General features: G+C 46.6%; 17 protein-coding genes. 6 read left to right on the top strand and 11 right to left on the bottom strand.

Going from position 1 to position 13,683, the window contains the following annotated elements; genetic code table 11:
- Positions 1 to 25 precede the first annotated feature (25 nt).
- The 3 genes from opgC (at position 26) to QL223_RS00240 (ending at position 3,009) form a co-directional block, all read left to right on the top strand.
- Positions 26 to 1,576 (top strand): OpgC domain-containing protein, encoded by a 1,551-nt coding sequence (gene opgC / locus QL223_RS00250; protein ID WP_281543501.1) that lies wholly within the window; start codon positions 26 to 28, stop codon positions 1,574 to 1,576.
- Between the two features lie 146 nt (positions 1,577 to 1,722).
- On the top strand, positions 1,723 to 2,037 hold the full coding sequence (locus tag QL223_RS00245) for a hypothetical protein (protein WP_002538147.1): 315 nt from the start codon (positions 1,723 to 1,725) through the stop codon (positions 2,035 to 2,037).
- Between the two features lie 282 nt (positions 2,038 to 2,319).
- Positions 2,320 to 3,009 (top strand): YadA C-terminal domain-containing protein, encoded by a 690-nt coding sequence (locus tag QL223_RS00240; protein WP_002538146.1) that lies wholly within the window; start codon positions 2,320 to 2,322, stop codon positions 3,007 to 3,009.
- Positions 3,010 to 3,068: 59 nt separating this feature from the next.
- On the opposite strand, the gene QL223_RS00235 is transcribed toward QL223_RS00240, so the two are convergent.
- Positions 3,069 to 4,451, bottom strand: a complete 1,383-nt coding sequence (locus tag QL223_RS00235; RefSeq protein ID WP_002538145.1) for a DUF2314 domain-containing protein — start codon at positions 4,449 to 4,451, stop codon at positions 3,069 to 3,071.
- Between the two features lie 325 nt (positions 4,452 to 4,776).
- Between QL223_RS00235 and QL223_RS00230 the strand changes: the two genes are divergently transcribed.
- On the top strand, positions 4,777 to 5,286 hold the full coding sequence (locus QL223_RS00230) for a MerR family transcriptional regulator (protein ID WP_281543500.1): 510 nt from the start codon (positions 4,777 to 4,779) through the stop codon (positions 5,284 to 5,286).
- A 38-nt stretch (positions 5,287 to 5,324) separates the two neighbouring features.
- Here the strand turns inward: QL223_RS00230 and QL223_RS00225 are convergent, their stop codons facing one another.
- From QL223_RS00225 to QL223_RS00185, 9 genes are all read right to left on the bottom strand, one after another.
- The gene (locus QL223_RS00225; RefSeq protein ID WP_002538142.1) at positions 5,325 to 6,074 is read right to left on the bottom strand and encodes a class I SAM-dependent methyltransferase; all 750 of its coding nucleotides are present in this window, start codon (positions 6,072 to 6,074) and stop codon (positions 5,325 to 5,327) included.
- A 12-nt stretch (positions 6,075 to 6,086) separates the two neighbouring features.
- A complete protein-coding gene (locus tag QL223_RS00220) occupies positions 6,087 to 6,725 on the bottom strand; it encodes a glutathione S-transferase family protein (protein WP_281543499.1) in 639 nt (212 codons plus the stop codon).
- Positions 6,726 to 6,865: 140 nt separating this feature from the next.
- Entirely contained in the window at positions 6,866 to 7,393 is a 528-nt protein-coding gene (locus tag QL223_RS00215; RefSeq protein ID WP_002538139.1) for a hypothetical protein, read from the bottom strand.
- A gap of 214 nt (positions 7,394 to 7,607) precedes the next feature.
- A complete protein-coding gene (locus tag QL223_RS00210) occupies positions 7,608 to 7,745 on the bottom strand; it encodes a hypothetical protein (protein ID WP_002538138.1) in 138 nt (45 codons plus the stop codon).
- A gap of 93 nt (positions 7,746 to 7,838) precedes the next feature.
- On the bottom strand, positions 7,839 to 8,771 hold the full coding sequence (locus QL223_RS00205) for an alpha/beta fold hydrolase (RefSeq protein WP_002538136.1): 933 nt from the start codon (positions 8,769 to 8,771) through the stop codon (positions 7,839 to 7,841).
- Positions 8,772 to 8,825: 54 nt separating this feature from the next.
- Complete coding sequence (locus QL223_RS00200) at positions 8,826 to 9,329, bottom strand: anthrone oxygenase family protein (protein ID WP_002538135.1); 504 nt, start codon at positions 9,327 to 9,329, stop codon at positions 8,826 to 8,828.
- Positions 9,330 to 9,458: 129 nt separating this feature from the next.
- The gene (msrB, locus tag QL223_RS00195) at positions 9,459 to 9,899 is read right to left on the bottom strand and encodes a peptide-methionine (R)-S-oxide reductase MsrB (protein ID WP_002538134.1); all 441 of its coding nucleotides are present in this window, start codon (positions 9,897 to 9,899) and stop codon (positions 9,459 to 9,461) included.
- A 442-nt stretch (positions 9,900 to 10,341) separates the two neighbouring features.
- Positions 10,342 to 10,788, bottom strand: a complete 447-nt coding sequence (locus tag QL223_RS00190) for a pyridoxamine 5'-phosphate oxidase family protein (RefSeq protein WP_002538133.1) — start codon at positions 10,786 to 10,788, stop codon at positions 10,342 to 10,344.
- Between the two features lie 160 nt (positions 10,789 to 10,948).
- Positions 10,949 to 11,797: an AraC family transcriptional regulator gene (locus tag QL223_RS00185; protein ID WP_002538132.1), complete on the bottom strand. Its 849-nt coding sequence runs from the start codon at positions 11,795 to 11,797 to the stop codon at positions 10,949 to 10,951.
- A 109-nt stretch (positions 11,798 to 11,906) separates the two neighbouring features.
- On the opposite strand from QL223_RS00185, the gene grxC reads away from it, so the two are divergent.
- Both grxC and QL223_RS00175 read left to right on the top strand, forming a co-directional pair.
- Positions 11,907 to 12,176, top strand: coding sequence for a glutaredoxin 3 (gene grxC / locus QL223_RS00180; protein ID WP_002538131.1), 270 nt, complete (start codon positions 11,907 to 11,909; stop codon positions 12,174 to 12,176).
- A 42-nt stretch (positions 12,177 to 12,218) separates the two neighbouring features.
- Positions 12,219 to 12,716, top strand: coding sequence for a DUF417 family protein (locus tag QL223_RS00175; protein ID WP_002538130.1), 498 nt, complete (start codon positions 12,219 to 12,221; stop codon positions 12,714 to 12,716).
- A gap of 45 nt (positions 12,717 to 12,761) precedes the next feature.
- Here the strand turns inward: QL223_RS00175 and QL223_RS00170 are convergent, their stop codons facing one another.
- Entirely contained in the window at positions 12,762 to 13,535 is a 774-nt protein-coding gene (locus QL223_RS00170) for a hypothetical protein (RefSeq protein ID WP_281543498.1), read from the bottom strand.
- Positions 13,536 to 13,683 lie beyond the last annotated feature (148 nt).

The raw sequence follows: 13,683 nt of genomic DNA, 5'->3' as shown, positions 1-13,683 counted from the left end.
GTATTAAGAAAAGTGGAGACGAGTTATGAAAAGAATACCTGCGCTCGATAGCCTGCGCGGTTTGCTGCTGGTTTTAATGACGATTAACCATCTGATATGGCTCAGTGGCGGTAGAAGCCTGCTCCAATATTTCACCCTTCAACCCCTTGGTCAGTTTGGTGCGGCGGAAGGCTTTGTGATGATTTCCGGGCTGCTGGCAGGCGCGGTTTATAGCCGCACTGAGCTTTCAGACAGGGAGGCCACAGGTAAAGTCCTGCGACGTGCTTTTACCATCTACAAATACCATATGGTCAGCCTGCTTCTGGTAATGGTGTGGTTCTCTTACTGCGCGTTTGCGTTGCCTACCGTCGCGCAATCCCTCGGCAGCAGCTTTAACAATCTAGGGGAAGCACCACTCATTACCATTGCGTTGAGCGCCCTGTTGATCAACAAACCGGACTACCTTGAGATACTGCCTCTGTATGTCATTTTCATGCTGATTCTACCCATCGCGCTATACGCGTTTCGCCGTGGGTTGATGTGGCTGGTGCTGGCAACCAGCGTCGGGGTTTGGGCAGTCAGCACACAGATTGAGGCCAGCCTCCTTTCCTCACTGTTTGAGACAAATATTCAGGTCGGCTACTTCGATCCGTTTGCATGGCAGTTGCTGTTTATTGGTGGCGCAGCCATTGGCTTTTCGAATGCCAAAGGCAATCTGCGTTGGTATCACCCTGCCGTTGCCACGGTCAGTCTGGCTCTCGCTGCGTTGCTATTTGCCGCTCACCACGGTGCGTTTCTTTCAATGGGTATCCATCAGGGCGTGTTGTATTCCTTTGCTGATAAGCCCGAGCTGGGTTGGCTGCGCATGCTGAACCTGATGGTTTGGGTGTACCTTGTCGCGACAGTCATCCGTAAGTGGCCTTCAGCACTGGTTTTCCGCCCATTGAGCTACATTGGTAAAAACTCACTTCAGGTTTTCACTTGGCACGCTGTTCTGATTTACTTTACCGCACCTTTCCTGAGCGAAACCGTTCTCAGTGGTTATTTCACCCTGTTGGTGCTGCTTCTGACGGCGACATTGTGGATGTCATCCTGGCTTCAGGAGTGCCGTAAGCAGGCTGGCAAGACCTTGATTCCGGTTACAGCTCTGGCGTCTGTTTTTGTTGTGGTATTAAGTTCCAGTTTAATCAGCAAGCAGCCCAAAGAAGTTCCGACATTCGCACAGGGTGAATCCTATCCGCTGACGATTAAAATCACGGACATTCGTGTGGAAGAAGCGGGTGTGGTTGTGTTGGTTTACAGCGAAACAGACAACCTGATGGGAGGCGCGCCAACTGCTCATGCCAACCATTACACATCAGACGAAGCCCGCGAGGGCATCACATTGGAAGCTCTGCCATCAGGTTTTTACGGCATCATGGCGTATCAGGATGTGGATGGTAACAACACGCTGTCGTTCGGTGCGAATGGGATCCCTTCTGAAGGATTTGGTTTTTCAAACAACCCTGCGCCGCAAGGGCCACCCTCTATGGCACTGATTAAGTTCGCCCACCATGAAGCACAAGACCAAACCATTCACTTATTGAACTTATATTGATTCCCAAACAGGCATTTCGGCTCAAGACTGAGTCGAAGTGCCTTATTTTCACCCTCTAATTTATACACCTCCGACCACAAACCATGTGAAAACGTGATAGAAATCACGCCGCGCTATAGATTCCATAAATATGAGACCACGGAAAAGTGATTATTTTTAACATTGATTCAGCCGGACATATCCATCCCTTGCTGAAAAACAACGCTTTCGACCAAGGCATTGCCCTTTACTTTAACGATGGAAAAACCAATCGCCGCGTAAAAAGCTGTCGTGAAATTCATGAAGATTTTGAGGGGAATGGCATGTTCACCAGTGTGTTCATGGGCTTTCGTCTTTCCTTTACTGACGGTCAGGAACTGCATATAGAGGCTGATACCAATCGACCAGCCCGACTGCTGGGCCAGCCTTATCAAGTGAACAACGTCAGATCAAAAGATCTAGTGGATTGGGTGGCAGGTTAAACACCCATTCCTACAAACAATCAGCAAAGCCACCAGAGCATTTATCTGGCGGCTTTTTCTTTTCATAAGCCAAGCAGATGAAGTGCTGACCTTGATTAAGAAGAAGTATTGAAAATTTGATTCCTTCTAATAAGTAATGCTTATTATCGACATCACCACACCTACTTAGAAAACCTGCCCTCCCCTCCGTAGACTTGCAGTCAAAGATAAGGAATCACAACGAGTTATACACTCGATGCAAGGATGCTCTCGCTGATTGAAACTTACTAAGAGAGCAAATTTATGAAAAAGACTGTAATCGCACTTTCGCTTGCTGGCCTGTTTTCTGCTGGCGCAATGGCAAACTCTATCAATATTGATATCGACAACAGCGTGCCTGGTGTATCTGACCGTCCTACGCCAGATTATTCGGTACCTGATCGCAATGGACCAACGGTTGACCGTCCAAGTCCAGACGCAAATGTACCAGACCGAAATGGTCCTACCGTTGACCGCCCAATGCCGGACAATACACCCGACCGTGATGGCCCAGTTGTTGACCGTCCAACACCAGATGGCACACCGGACCGTCCTGAGCCAGTAGATCCGGACTTTGGTTTTACTCCTGAAGCAGACGTGCCTGACCGTGAGCCTGTTGACCCGTCATTCGGTGTAACACCTACATCAGAGCGCGAACTCATTGCTGACCTTCAGCAACAAATGAACGAGCGCTTTGCCGAGATGGACGAACAAATGGATGGTGTTCGTGCTGGTATGCACGCTATTACTAACGCACGTCCATTTGTGACCGAAGGTGAATTTGCAATCGGTGCCGGTGTCGGCTTCTCCGGCAGCAAAGAGGCCCTGGCTATCGGTGGTGCTTATGGCTTCAACGAGAAGATCAGTGTTTCAGGCACCTTCCACTACGAGACATCTGGCAAGGTGTCTGGTTCAGAAGTTGCTGGCGGCGTCGGCATCCAATACAAGTTTTAAGTTCTCTCAGCGAACTTAGGCCCCGGAGACGGGGCCGCTTTGTTTTCAAAAACATCAGTCTATCTAACCTGATATTTTTGAATGAGTTCCCCGGTTTCGTTGCCCTCTCGATTACCATTCGCGTCAGTACGGATGTAGTCAAATACGTCATCTTGATTGATCGAGACTTCCATTCCTGCGCGCAGACTCTCGATAAAGTAAGGCTCATTTTTTAACAGACCTTTGATTTCAGAGTTAGACCAAGCCAAAACCTCCACCCACATCCATTCAACGCCCTCATCATCTGTATCGAATGGAGCCTTAAGTTGAATATATTCTCCTGGCGCTAGTCCTTCATTAAAATCCTTCTTAAGGGAGGGAAGCTTTTCCCGAGCTCTCTTGCTAGCTTCTTTGATGAGTTGGTTATGTCTAACATAAGCGATATCGTCTTCCCAACCAAAAAGTGCATGTACAAAGTTACTTTGTTTCTCTGAGAGAGAACTACCTTCAATATGGTCGAATGTAAGCTCAATAAGGTAATTGTTTGGATCACCAGACTCCCATTTACCTTCCCTGTAGCCAACATCAATTCTTTGAACAGCATTTTCCTTCAAAGAATTTTTCACCCTTGTTTTGAATTCACCATCACGCAATTTATCAATATCAACTCTTATGAAACTGTCAGTGACTTCTGTACCCTCAAATATCGACTGGGCCACCACGTTTATTACGCTCCCGACCTCTCCATTCAGCGACCATGAAAACTTGTCAACAACAATATCAGGAAGGCCAAACTTACTCATGCCAAGCGTTATTGCTCTTACACCTTCCCCGGCCTGATATGCATGGATCACTATTTGGTCTTCGATAACTGGAAAGCCTGACTTATCCCAGCTAGAAATACGCTTTTCCTTCCAGGCAATTGGAGAGAAGAGCTCTCTTGTTTCAGAATCCCAAATCAGCCCATGTTCCTGATTAGCGAATCGAAATACTGCATTATTCAAACCATATACATTTTTAATTGCTGTCGAGATTGGAAACATTGCATCAATAACAACTGCCAACTTTGATCCCTGAATGCTCTCAGCTTCTGCCTTAGTTACCCCCCTACCGAAGTAAGCGAGATAACTCATGTCTGGCACAGGATAACTTTCGTCAAAATTCTTGATGACTTCATAGGTATAAAGGGGGGTGTTGTTTTCTGTTTTCTCAGGAAACTCGCTGACGAAATCGAAGTCCTTAAATGCCAGCTTCAGCTCATCCTCTCCAACAATCCTGTCGTCAGGGTAGAAGTAAACAATCGACCGCCAGTAAATCGGAGGCTCATTTTCCGAGGAGTGAACTTTAGTACTAACAAGGAAAAGCAACATAGCCAGAAGCAGAATTAGAAATTGCAATTGGCCAAGTCCGAAACGAAATGTCCAAGAATAATCTCTTAGACTTTCAGGGTATTTGACGGTCAAAACTCATATCCTTAATCAGTATGATGACAGCAAGCTGGGTAATTGCCTGACTGGCACCCAGCGTCATACATTCCATCCCATGGTTTGTAGAGCAACTAGATGCTGTACTGCAGCATCTAGTTCTCTATATTTGCAAGCGTAACTCAGCGGACAAAATATTTATGTTTCATTAGTGAAGTGAATCTAAAGGGATAGGAAGTCTTTGATACTCTAATCACCGAAACACAGTTTCCACTTCCCTCAATTTTCACGCCATAATGCTAGCTTGACCCGACTATAAGATCAGGGTTCACGATGCCTGTTCTTTCAGCCAAACGGTGTGCTTATGTTAACGGTGACCCAACTTGCTCGGGAGTTTGATATCTCCCGCGCCACCATTCTTTATTACGAAAGAGAAGGCCTCCTAACGCCTGCCTGTCGAAGTGATAATGGCTATCGCTGGTACGGAAAAAAGGAAGTTGAAAAGTTAAGGAATATCGCGGCTTATCGTGCTTATGGGTTACCGGTTTCCAGCATTCGGACATTGCTTGAGCAGAAAGATAAGGATCAGGCTCAAATCCTCAAAGCGCATTTCCATGCACTTGAGAAAGAAATCCAGAGCCTGAAAGCACAGCAGAAAGCGATTGTCGCGCTGCTGCATGCACCCCATCTTTTGGAGGAAAACATCGTGAACAAAGAACGTTGGACGCAGATTATGGCCGCTGCCGGATTTTCAGAAAATGATATGGTCAAGTGGCATCAGAAATTCGAAGAAATGGAGCCAGCAGAACACCAGAAGTTTTTGGAATCACTTGGCATTGGGCCGGATGAAATAACCCGAATCCGCGCATTATAGGTGAATAACAAAACCCGCCTTGCTGGCGGGTTTTCATTTTACTCGGTATTCCGACCGGCATAAAAAACGAATTCAAGCGGAATGACCCTCGCCTTTTCACCGGCAGACCAAAAAGTTTCAATCTGCTCATAAGCAGCATCAAGAAATGCCTCGCCATGTTCCTCAATGCACCGTCGGGTGGCAGAGAACGTCTTAATAAAATCGAAGAATTGATCGAGGTCCCATTCAACCTTCATCTCAAATTTTGGTGAACTCAGTCCTTCAAAAGGAAACTCCACATCCTTGTAGTGACCGGTCAGAAGTGAATTTTGGGTCGCCCAGTAAGGCGCAATCACATTGAGAATTTGTTCGTGGAAAATTCTCTCTATTTCATCTGGTAACACTGGCCATGTATATCCCCAAGCAGCGAATACACCATCAGGCTTCAATACACGTTTAACTTCCGGCCAGAAAACGGGGAAATCGAACCAATGGACAGCCTGAGCCACACATACCAAATCAAAGCTATCGTCAGGGAAATCTGTACTTTCCGATGGCATAACACGGTAGATGACGTTGTCGAATGGCTTTGCATTCGCAATCTGCTGTTCGCTGACATCCGTCGCGATCACACCTTCAAAATAATGCGACAGCCCTTCTGACACCTGTCCGTTTCCACAAGCACAATCCCATGCTTTGAGATTCGATGGAGAGATACTTACCAGATACCGATAAATCTCATCGGGATAGACGGGCCTCGCTTTCTCGTAAAGATCTGACTTATCGTTAAACAGGCTGTGTATCTTCATTTCCCCACTCCTTTAGCGATAGATGTCCAAGTTGGTACCTTCCAATTCACTCGCTGCAACCACGGACTTCCGCTTCGCCAAATTCCTTAAATATCGACCTAAATGCTCAAAGCTCAACGGTGGTTTATCAAAATCGCTGGCCCAATGGGCGAACATGAACAGGAAGAAGTCGCACATACTGATTCGGTTTCCCGCCAGAAAGTTTTTGCCTTCCAGCTCACGATCAATCAAAGCAAACATGTCTGTCACGCGGGCTTCTTGGGCTCGTTTGATGGCTGTCGCTTCATCGGGGTTTTCTGTGTGGCGTTGCGGGTAGAAATAGACCATCAGCTCTGACTGTAACGACGAAGTCAGGTAGAACAGCCATTGAAAAAATATCGGCCTTTCAAGGCTTCCCATGTCGGGAATCAGGCCAGAATCAGGGTGATTTTCGCAAAGGTGGAGCCCAATAGCTGCGCTTTCATGAATGACCAATTCTCCATCAACAAGCACAGGAATACGGCCAGTGGGATTGAGTTTCAGATAGCTTTCGGATTTCTGGGCGTTGGACTTCCTGTCGACCAAAATCAGCTCGTGTCGCAGTCCCATTTCCACCATCATCATATGAGGTGCCCAACTTGCGTTGCGTGGGTAGTAAAACAGTTGATACAAGGCTATCTCCTCCGAATCCATTTCAACGGAATATTAGCATTAGGTCTTCAGGTAATAGCCGAATGGGCTTGGGAAGATTCGTCCGAATTCACAAACACAAAAGGCAGGTGCTGACACCTGCCTTTCTTTATTGATGATGATTACTCTACTGTTATTGCTATATAGTTGGTGACAAAAGGGACGATGTTCACTTCACCCGTCGCATAGTATTCTGTACGCGTATCGTCTGATTCAAACTTTGCGTAGTACTTTCCTGCAGCAATGGAGTAAGTTTTATCGTCATAAACAAGAATACTGTCTTCCACCAGCCAACCTTCAGCGGTCACTTCGAACATCCACCCTTCGCAATCGACAGAACCAATCCTTTGGTGAACACAACTTTCAACAAAAATTTCTGTTCTCCCTTTTGGATTTTTCTTTGTCTTAGCGACTTTAATCTCACCATAGTCTCGACGGGTTCTTTCAGGTCTATGAGGCCAGACTTCCTCTTCCTCAACACTGAATCCGCCATCGCTATTTTTGACTACGGTGCCATTCCCTACACCGACTGAACCAAGCACACCGTCGATAGCGCCGTTTACGCCGTCATTAACCACTTCGCCGAAGTCTTTGTTCGCACAACCTGATACCAATGCAGCCATTGCCAAAGCCATGATGAGTTTTTTCATTATTTGTCCCTTTTAGTGCTTTTATTTCCAAGCCATCTTTCGGGAGATTAACACCGCTATAACGATCGAAGATGTCTCAAAATAAAGCCTCAAGACCATCAGCCTCACGTCAGATCACAGAAGCCTCTTCTTGGCTGAGGGAAAACTAATCATTCATAAAGGGCACAAACAAAAAGAGCCACACAATGTGGCTCCTTTATCAAAGTCATTAGCATTAATGATGGCTACCATGCCCACAGCCAAACAATGAGAGTTCTGACATTTCCCAGCCATGCATCCAATGCGCATCAAATGCATAGGCGGTGCCCATCAAACCAAACAATACCAAAGCAGCAATCGCTAATTTTTTCATTGAGTTATTCCTTCTTATTCATGCTCAACAATACGCGCAAGTATCGTGATTTTTTCTGGAAAAAGAAGGCGCTTTACTTAGCTTTACCTTGCTTTACGCTTGGTCAAATTGAAGGAATTGCTTCGCCGTTTGGGAAGGCGCTTCAATCATCGGAAGATGCCCCATATCCTTCATCACGTGCACTTCCGACTGAGGGACTAATTTGCCAAGGATGTCTGCACCGGCAACATGCAGGACTCGGTCCTTATCACCCCAGGTAATCAGTGTTGGTCGCTCGAAGCCTTCGAGCACGGTATCCAGTGGCACAGTGAAATGGACTTGCCCGTCATTGAGGTGGTGGATCTGTTGGAAGATTTGGCTATTCAGCGGAAAGCTGGCTTCTGCCCGTTTAGCGAGTTCTTTGATCATCACCCCAGGGATAAATGGTGGTTTATGAAACGCAAACGCCAAAAGTTCTCTGTATTGTTCGGCATCGCCTACCAACACAGCGGGGCGTTCTTGCTGGCGTAACATGGCAAACATCTCGCTGTCTGGCGAGGTTGCGACGCCTAACGGGTTAAGAAGCCACAAACTCAGCACTTGATCAGGGTGTTCCACCGCGTAATTTCCCGCAATGTAACCTCCCATAGAATTACCGCCAATGTGAAACTTCGACAAGCCAATAGACTCTGCAAAAGCTTTAAGGCGTGCCACCTGAGCAGGCACATCATAGTTTAAGTCAGGCTGTTTGAAGCTTTCTCCAAACCCCGGCAGGTCCGGCGCAATCACCCGGTACTTGCCAGTGAGGTGCTTCGCCATTCTCACCCAGTTGTCTTTGTCTGCACCGAAGCCGTGAAGCAACAGAAGTGGCGTACCCGACCCACCTTCTAGATAGGCAATTTCGCCTTCTTCGATATTCGATGTCTTTAAGGTCAAACCCGATATTCTTCGCTCAGCAGAAATGCCAAGTTCGAACAGCTTTTCCGGTGGGGTCATTCGGTAAGCGACAAACCCAATCAGTATCAGTATTCCGATGAAATAAAGCATGGTGAACCCTTCCCTGTAGAGAGTGGCAGACCGGTATTTCCATCCCGATCTTATTTAAAGCCTGAAAATGAGGGCCAGCATCAAGCCAACCGATATGCAGGAAACAACAGTCCTGAACTGATTCCAACGGTTCCAGTTGGGTTCAAATGTCTCCCTTGCGTCGCGTAATTCGTTTGCTTCCATTGTGTCCAGATTTAGACGTTGAATCCGGTTGTTGAGAGGTATATTGAAACGGATTGTTGGTAGTTGAACACCGAGTAGATATAAGAGTGTGGCCGCCAAAAGCAATAGCTGGCTTAATCCCGACGTATTCCCTATTCCCAGAGCCAGAGTCGCCACAACTGCCAAAATAGAACCGACCCATACGAACATAAACAAGGGTTGGTTGTTTTGAATCACACCGTCCATCACCTTAAATGTACGCAGGAATTCTCTGTCTTCCAGTCGACGGATTCCAGGCATCACCACCACCGCAAAACCGAGTACCAAACCTGCAACGAGGGCGCAAAGCAAGGTTGCGGAAAAGAGAGAAAGTTGAAATAAAAACGGTGTGGTCATCCCTGCCTCAAGGTCAGTTTATTGTTGTGTTCCTCAGTCATAGTAAGTTGCAATGTACAACTTTTATACCGAGAAACCCGCAAAAACCAACGATAGTCAGGATAATCCACACCGATTTAGGAGGGGGTATTACTCGACTTGGTCTAAGTAATCTCCGAAGCCTTCAGCTTCCATTTCTGTTTTTGGAATGAAACGCAGGGAAGCGGAATTAATGCAGTAACGTAAGCCACCCTTATCTTTAGGACCGTCCGTAAAAACATGGCCTAGATGGCTGTCACCATGTTTCGAACGCACTTCTACACGTCGCATTCCGTGACTGGTATCGAAATGTTCTGTGACGTTATCTTTGACGATGGGTTTGGAGAAAGACGGCCATCCACAGCCAGAACTAAACTTTGCTGAGGACGAAAATAAAGGCTCACCAGACACAATATCTACATAAATGCCTGATTCAAAATGGCGATTGTACTCCCCTGTAAACGGGCGCTCCGTGCCGTTTTCTTGTGTGACACGATATTGTTCCTCGGTGAGGTTTTCTATCGCAGTCTGGTCTTTTGAGTAGGTCGTCATTTAAGCACCCAATAAATTAGCAAATTACGAATATGTTAATTATCAGATAAGTTCACATCACGCATCCAAATTGACAGAACTCTAACATTACTTGAGCCAATATGTGACGCCAGTGAGCATATCAGGCCTTTCCTGTCATAAATTTAACTCACTGATAACACATATTTTTTATGCGGCTTTTTGCAATAAGATCAACAATGAAAGACATCTATCATCAAGCTGTTATTTTTACCACTTCATGCCTAATTTCCTAGCGCTTTGTGCCGATTTTATGTTCACACTTCCTGAAAGACATTAGATGTCAGGCTCTTACTGGTTTTATCCCTGATATTTATCTGAATAGACGCGATTATTGCGTGTACCCATCAGTACGGGCGTTAAACCCGGAAGGACGGTATTTCGTTGAAGAAACGATTCAGGGACGGTTCAAAAAGACGGAGCTTTAGCGGCGAACCTTATAGGTTTTCAGCGCGCTCTCAATCTGACTTTCTGGCGTTGTTTCTGAAAATAGGAAATAGCTTGGGGCAAGGATTCTGGCGCTGGATGTTATCTTCACTTCAAAGATATTTTTGATAGGGTAGCGTTCATCTGCCAGCTTACGAAGTGCTGCTAAATAGCCCGTCCATTCTGTGCTTTCAGGTACAATCACTCGCGCTATTCCCTTCACTTTGAAACCTCGTTGCTCAAAGACTTCCACAAAGGAAACACACACCTTATTGTTCGACAGAATATTCTTTTCACTGACGGGGGAAGCGACGTTGGCAATCAGTAGCGTGTCATCATCAAGCACGGTAAAAAGCTCTTTGGGGGAAACATTCGGCACTAAATCTTCGTCAACTGTCGCCAGCCAGCAAAGCACGCTTTTCTCTGCGTATTCTTTCATCGTCATTTGAACCTCCTAATTCCTATCGCTGACATCCTATAAAGGTTTACCCTCTTTTCTACGACCATTCTCTTGCATGTACGGCTGAGAGAAACGCTCCATTTATTTGAATTAAATGAAAAAATTGTCATGGTGACAATTGGGCAGCGCACTATTGGACAGGGAGCTATTGGGCCCGAAACCGCTTAGGCGTGGTTCCCGAATGCTTTTTAAAGGTGAGCGTAAAAGCACGTTCTGATTCATAACCCACCTGCTCGGCAACCTCATAGATCGGCAACAGAGATTCGCGCAGTAACTCCTGTGCTTTTTGCATACGGAGGTTGGTGAGATAGCCAAACATAGGTTGACCGACTAACGAGGAAAAGCGGTTGGCAAATGCTGCGCGGGACATGCCGATTTGGCTGGCGACGGATTCCAACGTCCAGCTGAGCTCAGGGTTATCGTGAAGAAGCTGCAGCGCTCTGGAAATCCGCTTGTCGTTCAACGCATCCAAAAACGGGCTGGATTGCTCGCGCCCAAAGTTAATGCGGATAAGTTCAACCAGAATGATCTCCGTGAGCTTATTGACGATAAGTTCAGAACCCGGCCCTTGCGACATATATTCCGCGCTTAGCTGATCAAAAGTGCTGCGCAGCCAAGGGTGATTGGCAAAGTCTTTGTCGCGCACAATCGTCATGCGGGGGAACACATCCATCAGCGGTGTTGTCGCGGTACGTGAAAAACTGAATGAGCCGCATAGCAGCAAGGTGGTGTCATTCAGATCTGGCTTTCCGTTAACAGGAGACAGGCTAGAAAGTTCGTGATTTTGTCCCGGACCGAGGAAGATCAGATCCCCCGCTTCCAACATTTCAATCTGCCCATCAATGTTCGCCCAGCAGGCTCCACGACGAATCATGTGGAAGCTGGCGTAATCCAAATCCTGAAAGGTTTTCGTCCACGGCGCTTCTACCTGACTGCAGAAATACACACTGCCTACCACCCGAATGGCGCGGAGAATATCGCTCATCACTTCCACTGATAGCCCACCTATACGATCGATGTATTTAATCAAGATTATTATGCATAGATAGTCCCGACCGCAACACCTAAAGTAAAGCCATACACAAACACAACGGAGCACGACCATGCCGAAGATTGAAATTTACACCAAGAGCTATTGCCCACACTGCCGAGCAGCGAAAAAGGCACTGAGACTCAGAGGACTCGATTTTCTGGAAATTGAAGTCAGTGATGATGCTGCGCTGCTTGACGAAATGAAAACGCGCAGCCAACGCCGCACGGTGCCGCAGGTTTTTGTCGGAGACGTGCATGTCGGCGGTAATGACGACTTACAACGAGCCATCAGAAACGGGCAATTCGAAAAAATTCTGGAAAGCCAAACCAACGCGGTTTAATCCAAACAAATACGACGACATAAAAGTTTAAGGAGAAGCATCATGACGACGATTAACAATGTACACGGCCGAATCAACAACCAACGCGCTAGCTGGGTTTATACACTCGATAATATTGCGGACAACGCAGTGCGATTCTCTATCGTTATCGTGCTGGCATGGATTGGTGCCATGAAGTTTACCGGCTATGAAGCGGGCGCGATTCAAGGTCTTGTTGCATCAAGTCCACTTACAAGCTGGTTGTATAGTGTATTTAGCCTGCAAGGTGCTTCTAACCTGATTGGTACGGTTGAAATCGCTACGGCTGTTGCTCTGCTGCTGGCGCCGTTAAATCGCACTATTGCCATTGTGGGTGCAGTGGGTGCGACCGTGACATTCGCGGTAACCACCAGCTTCTTGTTCACCGCGCCGATCGCTGAAGCTAGCTTAGGTGGTTTCCCTGCTATCTCCGTGGTGCCAGGACAATTCCTGCTGAAAGATATCGTTTTGTTGTCAGCAGCGGTTTCCCTGCTTGCCAAAGCGCTGTTGAGGGATGAATAATCGCAAACGAGAGGAGAGGCTAGTTGCCTCTCCTTCCGTTTAGCGCTAGTTCAGATCAAAACGGATATTCCGCCGCTGGGAAACATCAACCAATATATTCTCAGACGCTTTATTGAGGTTTACCTTAAAACCAAGCACCTCTGCTTCGATGTAGCATCCACTTTTCCCAGCAACTAACTGGCTCTGATTTAGATTGAAAATCTCGGTCAGGCTCTTGTTGTAAACGCCATTTAGATCTCCCTCAGACGGATGACCACCTTTGACCTCTACCGTATTTCCGCTATAACAGAAAAACGTTGGACCCAGCAAAGTATATGAGTGGTCAGCCTCTGGAGACCATCTCAAGTCAATAACTTCATTAGAAAGCGTTCCCTGTAAAACAAAGGGCGTCGGAATATCATTTTGACTAAAAGTGAAAGCATTTGAATAAGAGCCTTGTTCACGGACAAAGGTGAGTGTGTATTCAGGATAATTATCCCGAGACACTAACGAATAATATTCTCCACCAAACGACCCAGAGCCCTCGATAATTTCATCTTTTGTTAATTTTAGACTTTGCGTTTCATCGTTTGCTGTTAGTAAAACACTGTCTCCTGCGCCGAGTGGAATAAAGCTTTCTCCCGTCGATGTATGGACATAGGCATTCACTTTTGCCGTACCGTCGCCCAGCGCATTAAAACTGACGTTGACCCTTATCTGTTCAGCGGGAAAATCCGAAGAATCTTTCACCTGATTCGGTGTGGGATTATCTCCCCCACCACCTCCGCCACCGCATCCTGCCAGTAACATGGTGAGAGCGAAAAATGAGTACTTTTGCATACATCCGTGTCCTTATCGCTTCGTCCAAGACTTCCTTTCACCTACACATGGCAGGCTAAGCAACTTATTGCACCTTACGATAAGTGGTCGTCTCAAAATTGACCCAATATTGAGACAGAAAGAGAGTTTGTATTTAACACCCATGGCG

The organism is Grimontia sp. SpTr1, assembly GCF_947387585.1.
Taxonomy (GTDB): domain Bacteria; phylum Pseudomonadota; class Gammaproteobacteria; order Enterobacterales; family Vibrionaceae; genus Enterovibrio; species Enterovibrio indicus.
The sequence above is the reverse complement of the archived record's forward strand: the minus strand, read 5'-3'. Positions and strand labels throughout refer to the sequence as shown.

Excerpts from the sequence above, each read along its gene's own strand:
- opgC (WP_281543501.1), top strand. The coding sequence starts at position 26 with ATGAAAAGAATACCTGCGCTCGATAGCCTGCGCGGTTTGCTGCTGGTT.
- QL223_RS00240 (WP_002538146.1), top strand. The coding sequence starts at position 2,320 with ATGAAAAAGACTGTAATCGCACTTTCGCTTGCTGGCCTGTTTTCTGCT.
- QL223_RS00230 (WP_281543500.1), top strand. The coding sequence starts at position 4,777 with ATGTTAACGGTGACCCAACTTGCTCGGGAGTTTGATATCTCCCGCGCC.
- QL223_RS00225 (WP_002538142.1), bottom strand. The coding sequence starts at position 6,074 with ATGAAGATACACAGCCTGTTTAACGATAAGTCAGATCTTTACGAGAAA.
- QL223_RS00215 (WP_002538139.1), bottom strand. The coding sequence starts at position 7,393 with ATGAAAAAACTCATCATGGCTTTGGCAATGGCTGCATTGGTATCAGGT.
- QL223_RS00210 (WP_002538138.1), bottom strand. The coding sequence starts at position 7,745 with ATGAAAAAATTAGCGATTGCTGCTTTGGTATTGTTTGGTTTGATGGGC.
- QL223_RS00205 (WP_002538136.1), bottom strand. The coding sequence starts at position 8,771 with ATGCTTTATTTCATCGGAATACTGATACTGATTGGGTTTGTCGCTTAC.
- QL223_RS00200 (WP_002538135.1), bottom strand. The coding sequence starts at position 9,329 with ATGACCACACCGTTTTTATTTCAACTTTCTCTCTTTTCCGCAACCTTG.
- msrB (WP_002538134.1), bottom strand. The coding sequence starts at position 9,899 with ATGACGACCTACTCAAAAGACCAGACTGCGATAGAAAACCTCACCGAG.
- QL223_RS00190 (WP_002538133.1), bottom strand. The coding sequence starts at position 10,788 with ATGACGATGAAAGAATACGCAGAGAAAAGCGTGCTTTGCTGGCTGGCG.
- grxC (WP_002538131.1), top strand. The coding sequence starts at position 11,907 with ATGCCGAAGATTGAAATTTACACCAAGAGCTATTGCCCACACTGCCGA.
- QL223_RS00175 (WP_002538130.1), top strand. The coding sequence starts at position 12,219 with ATGACGACGATTAACAATGTACACGGCCGAATCAACAACCAACGCGCT.
- QL223_RS00170 (WP_281543498.1), bottom strand. The coding sequence starts at position 13,535 with ATGCAAAAGTACTCATTTTTCGCTCTCACCATGTTACTGGCAGGATGC.